The organism is Streptomyces sp. NPDC051662, assembly GCF_040681655.1.
Lineage (GTDB): Bacteria > Actinomycetota > Actinomycetes > Streptomycetales > Streptomycetaceae > Streptomyces.
In genome coordinates, this window is record NZ_JBFAZD010000030.1 from 100,650 (window position 1) to 107,543 (window position 6,894).

The 6,894-nt window shown below is 69.0% G+C and carries 6 protein-coding genes; 1 reads left to right on the forward strand and 5 read right to left on the reverse strand.

What is annotated here, in order from left to right:
- Nucleotides 1-15: 15 nt before the first annotated feature.
- From AB0M67_RS34645 to AB0M67_RS34665, 5 genes are all read right to left on the reverse strand, one after another.
- Entirely contained in the window at nt 16-900 is an 885-nt protein-coding gene (locus tag AB0M67_RS34645) for a hypothetical protein (RefSeq protein ID WP_365751544.1), read from the reverse strand.
- Nucleotides 897-3,074, reverse strand: coding sequence for a hypothetical protein (locus AB0M67_RS34650; RefSeq protein ID WP_365751545.1), 2,178 nt, complete (start codon nt 3,072-3,074; stop codon nt 897-899). The genes AB0M67_RS34645 and AB0M67_RS34650 overlap by 4 nt, the downstream gene beginning before the upstream one ends.
- On the reverse strand, nt 3,071-3,994 hold the full coding sequence (locus AB0M67_RS34655) for a hypothetical protein (protein ID WP_365751546.1): 924 nt from the start codon (nt 3,992-3,994) through the stop codon (nt 3,071-3,073). The genes AB0M67_RS34650 and AB0M67_RS34655 overlap by 4 nt, the downstream gene beginning before the upstream one ends.
- 1 nt (nt 3,995) lies before the next feature.
- The gene (locus AB0M67_RS34660) at nt 3,996-4,799 is read right to left on the reverse strand and encodes a Crp/Fnr family transcriptional regulator (RefSeq protein ID WP_365751547.1); all 804 of its coding nucleotides are present in this window, start codon (nt 4,797-4,799) and stop codon (nt 3,996-3,998) included.
- Between the two features lie 364 nt (nt 4,800-5,163).
- Entirely contained in the window at nt 5,164-5,358 is a 195-nt protein-coding gene (locus tag AB0M67_RS34665; protein ID WP_365751548.1) for a hypothetical protein, read from the reverse strand.
- A gap of 126 nt (nt 5,359-5,484) precedes the next feature.
- Between AB0M67_RS34665 and AB0M67_RS34670 the strand changes: the two genes are divergently transcribed.
- Nucleotides 5,485-6,789, forward strand: a complete 1,305-nt coding sequence (locus tag AB0M67_RS34670) for a hypothetical protein (protein WP_365751549.1) — start codon at nt 5,485-5,487, stop codon at nt 6,787-6,789.
- The last annotated feature ends 105 nt before the right edge of the window (nt 6,790-6,894 follow it).

The window sequence follows — 6,894 nt, forward strand, 5'->3', positions numbered from 1 at the left end:
GAGCAAATCCTGACGTCAGATTGCCCCGCCGGGAACAGGACGGCCGAGCGCGGAGATCCGGTCCCGCAGGATGTAGGAAATCTCTTTGCGCTCCTGATCGGTCAGCGTGCCCAGCAGTACGGCCAGTTCCTCCTGCCAGTCACTGCGCGGAGGGCTCAGCAGACTCTGGTGGTCGACCGACCAGTCCAGCACCTGGCGCACCTGGTCGGGATGTCTGAGGAGCCAGAGCGCCGCCAGGGACACCGGCCCGGCGTGCAGCGCCTGGAGACAGAACTCGTACTCCCCGCGACGGCTGGTCGTCCAGGAGTAGCGGACTCCCTCGCCCGCCTCCTGACCGAGCAGCAGTTCCTCACCGCTTTCACGGAGCCGTACGTCGAACACCCGGTAGCTCAGACCCGTTTCGTCCAGGCGCTGCGGCACGCCGAGGTACTGCATGATCTCCGGGGCCCCCAGCCCGCTGCCGGCCACCGCCTGTGCCTCGGCCAAGTGGTGCAGGGCGCCGGTGAGACGGGTCCGCACGACATGCCAGCCGTGCGCGGTCCTCGTGCGCACGACGCGTACGGGGTCGTGGACCCACCACGAGACCCAGAGATCCACCGATTCCGTTCCGTACACGGTGGGAAGGCCGACCGCTCGCGTGTCCACGTGCTCGGTCGTGTCCACCCGGAAGACATCGGTGTACCGTCCGCCCAGGCCGGGCGGAGCCGCCTCGTCCGGCGCGGGTCCGTAGACTCCGGCGTCGTCCGGATCCCCACCACGGCCGAGGAAGCGGTAGTCCCCGGCCTCGTCCCTGAGCACCAGGGACCAGTCCCTTGGCGCGGACCAGCGCTGACGGAGGATTTCCCGCCAGGGCGGGCCGGCGACCCGGAAGTAGAGACGCTCGGTTGACTCGTCGCTCATGCCGCCTCCCCTCGTTCACCGGCGCGCCACCTGCTGAGCGAAGCCCGCGCCGTCTTCAGTCCGGCCCACCCGTCCGCGCCCGTTTCATCCATTTCGACGAACAACCGGAATTCGCCGAATCGCATGGCACGAGCCAATGCGGCAAACAAGTTCTCCACCGCGCTGAACTGCGTTTCGTCCCATCGCGCCCAGTCGGCCCAGCGCAATAGTGCCGCACAGGTCGCGTCGAACGAACTCTCTGTGTTCAACGCACGACGGACGATTTCGACTATCGCCCCCGCTTCCGGGGCCTTATCCGCAAGTCTCCGCATGAACCACCCCGGATACAGAAGCAACTGGCCGAACAGCGAAAGCACCTGTTCCGCGTCGCATCGCTCCGCGTCCAGCCATTCGACAAGCCGGCCGAACACCTTCGCCTCGTTACCGGCTTGGAAAAGGCTCAGGATCGCCACCCGCACGGCCAGCAGGACTTTGCCGTCGTCCTGGCTCCTCTCGCCAGGACGGCTCCGCACGCCGAGGAGGAGATCGTGAAGAAGCCGCAGGGCCAGGTCCGGGCGTGAGAGCCCGAACTCCGCACCGCAGGTGTACGCCACCGTCGTCCTCAGGTGGACGCCGACCGCCAGGCTCCAGCGCTGGAGGCGATAGCGCACCTCCGCGACGAGTACCGGGTCCTCGGCCGCGATGCCCAGCGCGTTCGCCGCGATGAGACGGCTGGTCGTGCGGTCCGACTCGGCGAGAGCCTGGATGTGCCGCAGTGCGCGCCGTCCGCCTCCCCACCTCGCCGCCCTGCCCATGAACTGGCCCACTGGACGGGTGAGTTCGGTGGAGCGCTCCACTTCCCGCAGCCACTCGACCAGAAGGTCCGACAACTGTCCGTACTCACGCCACACATGTCTGAGCACTGCCTCGGCCTGCCGATGCCTGACGAACACGACCCCTTGCACACTGTGCGCGTAGGCTCCCTCCGTGCTGATCGCGCGTTCCTGGCGGACGGCGCGAACGATGTGCAGCAGATCCGTCAGGGACCGCCGGAAGACGAAGTCCGGGTTGGGCCGCCCGGTCTTCTCGGCTCCTGAGGAGTCCGTCGGCGGCAGCTCCGCCGTCAGCCGGCCCTCGGACAGCTTCAGCAAGCGGGCGGCTTCCTCGCTGACGAGTCGGTGGTCCAGGCCCTCGTAGACGGAGGCGGCCAGCAAGAAGGCCAGGGCGTCCGGGTCGCCGCGCAACTTCCGCATGAGTTCGGGAACTTCCTGTTCGGCCCGGTAGCTCAGCCGGCCCCCCAGGTCACCGAGCGCGTCCGGGTCACCATCAGCCGTCACGATGGCCGTCACCAGCTCCACCACCTCGGCCGGCACCAGCTCCGGGACCAGCAGTTCGCTCAGCTCATGGCGCCGGTTCAGCGCCGACAGCAGACGCTCCCGCTCCCGCTGATCCGGAACCGCCTCCTCGAAGTAGCTGCCGAAGACCATCGCGGGCGGCGGCGGTACACACCTGATGGGACGGACGTGCAGGTCCTGTTCGAGGCGACGCAGCAGCGCCGCGTCATCAGGCAGCATGATCACCATGTGCGCCGTGGCCTTCTTGAGCAGTGAGCGCACATGCCCCAGGACACCGGGGCCGAGGGGCCGGGACGGGAACAGGCCGTCCATCAGGTAACCGCGCGCCGACGGATCGGTGGGCTGCCAGCGGTCCAGTTCGGTGACGCTGTCCAATGCCCGCAGCAGGGCCCCTTCCCCACAGCTCTCGCGCAGGAGGTTGAGCGCCGCGGTGCGCCGGCCCGAACCCGGCCGCCCGGCCAGGAAGAGCGGCCCTTTCTTCAACTCCGCGAGGGCTCCGCCGAACCAGTCGGGTCGCGCGAACCCGAAGGCGGCGGCCCGCACCTCCGCCTCAGGGACGGGCCCCTCGCGCACCCTGCCTTCCCGGGGCCCCCGCCCTTCGTTCGCGACCCCGTTGTGAACACGCTGGCCGCCGTGGACAGCTCCGGAGTTGACGTTTCCTCGCGGGGCGTACACGAACGAGAGCGGACCCCTCGCGGCCGCGCCGATGGCGTCGAGCAGCTCGGGGACGTCGTGCTCGGCCTCGGTACGCGACGGACCGTCGTCGGGTGGCGGCTGCGGCGCGGCCGGTGCTGCCAAACCGGGCGGCTCCACCGGCTGCGACTCCTCGTCCGGGGTCACGGCCGCCCCTGGTACTTGTTGCCGCGGACCTGATCTCCCTGGAAACCGCGGACACGGCCGGCCTTGTTGCCCTCCACGTGATCGCCAGCGACATGGTGGTTGGCCACGCTCTGTCCACCGTGGACCGTGCCGGTGTTGATGTTGCCGCTGGGGGCGCTGTTGCTCGCCTGAGGGGTCGGTGTGTCCTCGTACGGCCGCGGACGGACCGCCTCCGGCGCGGGCTTTTCGGTGGTGTCGGCGTCCGAGGTCTCCTCGTAGAGCGGCCCGGACGGCTGGGGTACGTAGATCCAGGCGCGCTGGGAGAACGGCCTGCCGTCGACCGTCGCGGCCACCTCCACGAAGTGGTCGGGATGGCGCCCGGTGTACCCACCGGCGACGGCGTCCTCGTAGCACCGGTCGGAGAGGATCGCCGCGACGTGGGTGATGTTCTCCTTGTGAGAGGCGAGTACGGCCTTGACGGGACGTGAGTCGAGCAGGCGGTGCGTGTCGTTGCGCGCCGTGCCGTTGCCGCTGAACTCGTCGCCGGTGTCGGGCAGCGGGCCGACGTGCACACTGGCTCGGAGCCTGATGGGCACCGCCCCGTAGGACAGGACGTTGTAGTCGGTCAGTACGTCCTGAAGCGTGAGCAGCAGCGGGTGGATCACGAACGGCATCTGTGTGGGGTCGAACCCGAAGACGTAGCCGTCACCGGTCGAGGCGGGGAATGTGCGGTCCTCCCAGAGGTCCCCCAGTTCCGCCCTGGACAGCGCGGTCTTGAGAAGCTCGGGTACGGCCCGGCTGACGGCCTCATGCTCGATCGCCGGGCGTCCCGTGAAGTCCTTGGCGTCCACGGCCAGGATGCCCCGGTAGGCGGGCAGCGGACGGCTGTGGGTGTAGGGGCGGGCGATGCCCCCGGGCAGTTCGCTGGTGAACTCGCGCATGTCACTCCTCTGTGAAGCCCACCCGACCTCTCGGAGATCGGGCCGGGGCGCTCGTGCGTGCGGTGGCTCGCGTTTCGAGCTTCACAGTGAGCGCGGGAACGTTCTGCGCCGCAGGACCGGACGAGGAGTGACGTGAGCCACACCGCGCTCCTGGGCCGGCGCGGCCGACGATCATCTCGCGCAGCTCTTCCACGCCGGTCACTTCGATCCGGCGTTTCCCGGCCTCCACCCGGTCCTGCCCGAGCCGTTCCAGCGCCTTGCTGACGGCCTTACGGCCCACACCGATGTGCTGAGCCAGGTCTTCCCTGGTGAGGTCGAAGGACCGCTCTCCGCCGGACACCTCGACCAGACGAAGCAGGGCCACGGCGAGTCGCTCGTGCACAGCCCCGTCATGGATCTCGGTCTGCTCCAGCAGTCGACGGGAGGCCATCACAGCGAGCGGATAGGCGAGCCGGTGATTGTCCACGAAGCGCCGGAAATCCTCTCCAGAGACAAGGGCGGCTTTGCATTTGCTTATTGCCCACACGCTGGCCATTCGCACGCCCACACCCTGAAGCGCCATCTCACCCAAGATCTCGCCAGGCCCGCGGAATGCGAGCAGCCGCTGCCGCCCGTCGCGGTCGGTTCGGACGACTTTTACCAGTCCACCGAGCAGTGCGAGTACGTGAGTTCCCTTCTCACCCTGGCGCAGCAGCGCTCGTCCAGCCAGGTAGGTCTGATTCGGATATCGCGTCAGCTCTGCCCACTCCTCGTGCGGCACCAGAGCACGAAGAGGCGACAGCAAGAGGGAGTGGTCTTCGCTCATGCGATCACACTAGAGGAGGAACCCTCCGAGTAAGTGCCGAATTCTGCATTCCGCGCTCACGGCAGGGAAAAGAGGCTGGAACTCTTCCATTCGACGAGACTTCCGCCGGAATCGACTGAGCGCACTGCCCGGATACGGAGGGATGATCGCGCCACGCCACCAGCCGTGGATCGCGGCGTTCGAAGTCAAACCCAAGCGGCGGGGATCGCGGTATCCGAAGGACGGGGACAGTGGACTCGGGGTGCGAAAGCATGAGCGCCTGGCTGGATGGGGAACTCTTGGGCGGCCTCGCGGGACGCGTCGCGAGCTTCGACCAGGAAGGGGCCGCGCGAGCCGTTTCCACGGCGACGACAGTCAGCACCTGTCAAACTCCGCGTCCACGTCGTACCCGCCGTGCTGGTACTAGGTCGGCGTTGTGTGTGAGCGCGGAGTGCCTCAGCCGGTGCGGCGTCCAGCCGTCCAGGTCCTCGATGTCCTCGGGAGAAGAGAGCGGGTTGGCCGGCAGCCGGGTGTTCTCCAACAGGGCCGGAAACCGGGGCGCGGTGGGATCTGCTGCCATGTGATGATCCTCCCGGCGCGCCGGGGCTGCCGGTGCGTCAGTCGCGTTACCGCACCCTTGGGGGGACCAATGAGACTGATCTCAGCAAGACGCCCGGTACGTCTCAGATCCGGCGCCACCATAGCGATGGCCGCCGGTCTGCTGACCGTCGGGCTCGCCGCGCCCGCGTTCGCTGATGACGACCCGCCGCAGTCCGACCAGTTGTGGATCAACGCGCCGTACGAGCGAACGCTGCCGCTCGGCGCCGACGGTGGTCAGCCGCAGTCCCGCACCCTTGGCGTCGGTATCAACCACGACAACGACAACTTCACAGTGACCGACGGCAGGCTCACGGTCGACGTCTCCGATCTCGCCGGGGTCGCCGAGGTGACCTGGCCCGACAACTGCACGCCGAGCGGCACGAGCGCGGTGTGCGATATCCCCGTGGTGCCCGTGATCGGGGGCGACTACGAGGACCAGGTGTTCCTGACGGTGCGCGCGGCCGACGGCGCCGAGATCGGCGCGCAGGGCAGGATCACCTACGAGGCGACGGCCACCGGCGGGCCCGACGGCACGCTCACCGCGCCGCAAGAGAGCTTCGACAGCACGCTCACCGTCGGCTCCGGGCCCGACCTCGCCATCGCCCCCGTCGCCGACATCGAGGTCGGCCGGCCCGGCGACGAGCGGACGGTCCCGTTCAAGGTCACCAACAACGGCAACGAGAGCGCGAACGGGTTCAGCGTCAGCCTGTACGCCTCGTACGGCCTGACGGATCTGACCCGGTACGACGCCTGCACCTACACCACGTCGGACGGCAACGACTACGCACCGTCGACCAGGGCAGTCTGCACGTTCGACCAGGTGCTGGCGCCGGGCGACTCCTTCGAGCTGCCCCAGCCGTTGACGGTGCGGCTCGCCCCGCACGCGCTGAACGAGCGGCTCGACATCGGCGTCGAGCCGAGCGACGGCGTCCAGGACATCGACTCCGACAACGACTACGTGGCCCTCCAGATCGGCGCGGAGAACACCGCGGACTTCTCCGTGACCGGTGACGCCATCTCCGGCGCGGCGGGCGAGACGGCCACGGCCGAGCTCACGTTCAAGAACAACGGCCCGGCCTGGCTGGGCAACCTCGGCTCCGGCGACCCGGTCGCCGACGTCCGGCTGATCGTGCCCGAGGGCACCAAGGTCACCGGCGTGCCGTCCGGCTGCTACCCGCGCACCCTCGACGGCAGCTACTACCCGAAGGAGACGGGCGCCCCGCGCTACGACTGCAGCCTGCCGTACTGGGTGCTGGAGGACACCGAGCACACGTTCGCGTTCTCCGTGCGCGTCGACACCGTGGTGCCCGGCGCGACCGGTGCCGTGAGCATTCACCCCCCGTTCGGCGAGCTTCCCTTCGACTTCGACCCGGACCGCACGAACAACGAGGCGGTCCTGACCGTCAACTGACCAGCCCGTGGGTTCGGAGAAGCCGCCCGGGCGGGGTGTGCGGACCCCCCCGTGGGGCGGGGGGGCGGGTGGGGGGACAGGGCGGCGCGCCCCCCGGCGCCGCAC

Coding starts and splice junctions, on each gene's coding strand:
- AB0M67_RS34645 (WP_365751544.1), bottom strand. CDS start 900: ATGAGCGACGAGTCAACCGAGCGTCTCTACTTCCGGGTCGCCGGCCCG.
- AB0M67_RS34655 (WP_365751546.1), bottom strand. CDS start 3,994: ATGCGCGAGTTCACCAGCGAACTGCCCGGGGGCATCGCCCGCCCCTAC.
- AB0M67_RS34660 (WP_365751547.1), bottom strand. CDS start 4,799: ATGAGCGAAGACCACTCCCTCTTGCTGTCGCCTCTTCGTGCTCTGGTG.
- AB0M67_RS34665 (WP_365751548.1), bottom strand. CDS start 5,358: ATGGCAGCAGATCCCACCGCGCCCCGGTTTCCGGCCCTGTTGGAGAAC.
- AB0M67_RS34670 (WP_365751549.1), top strand. CDS start 5,485: ATGGCCGCCGGTCTGCTGACCGTCGGGCTCGCCGCGCCCGCGTTCGCT.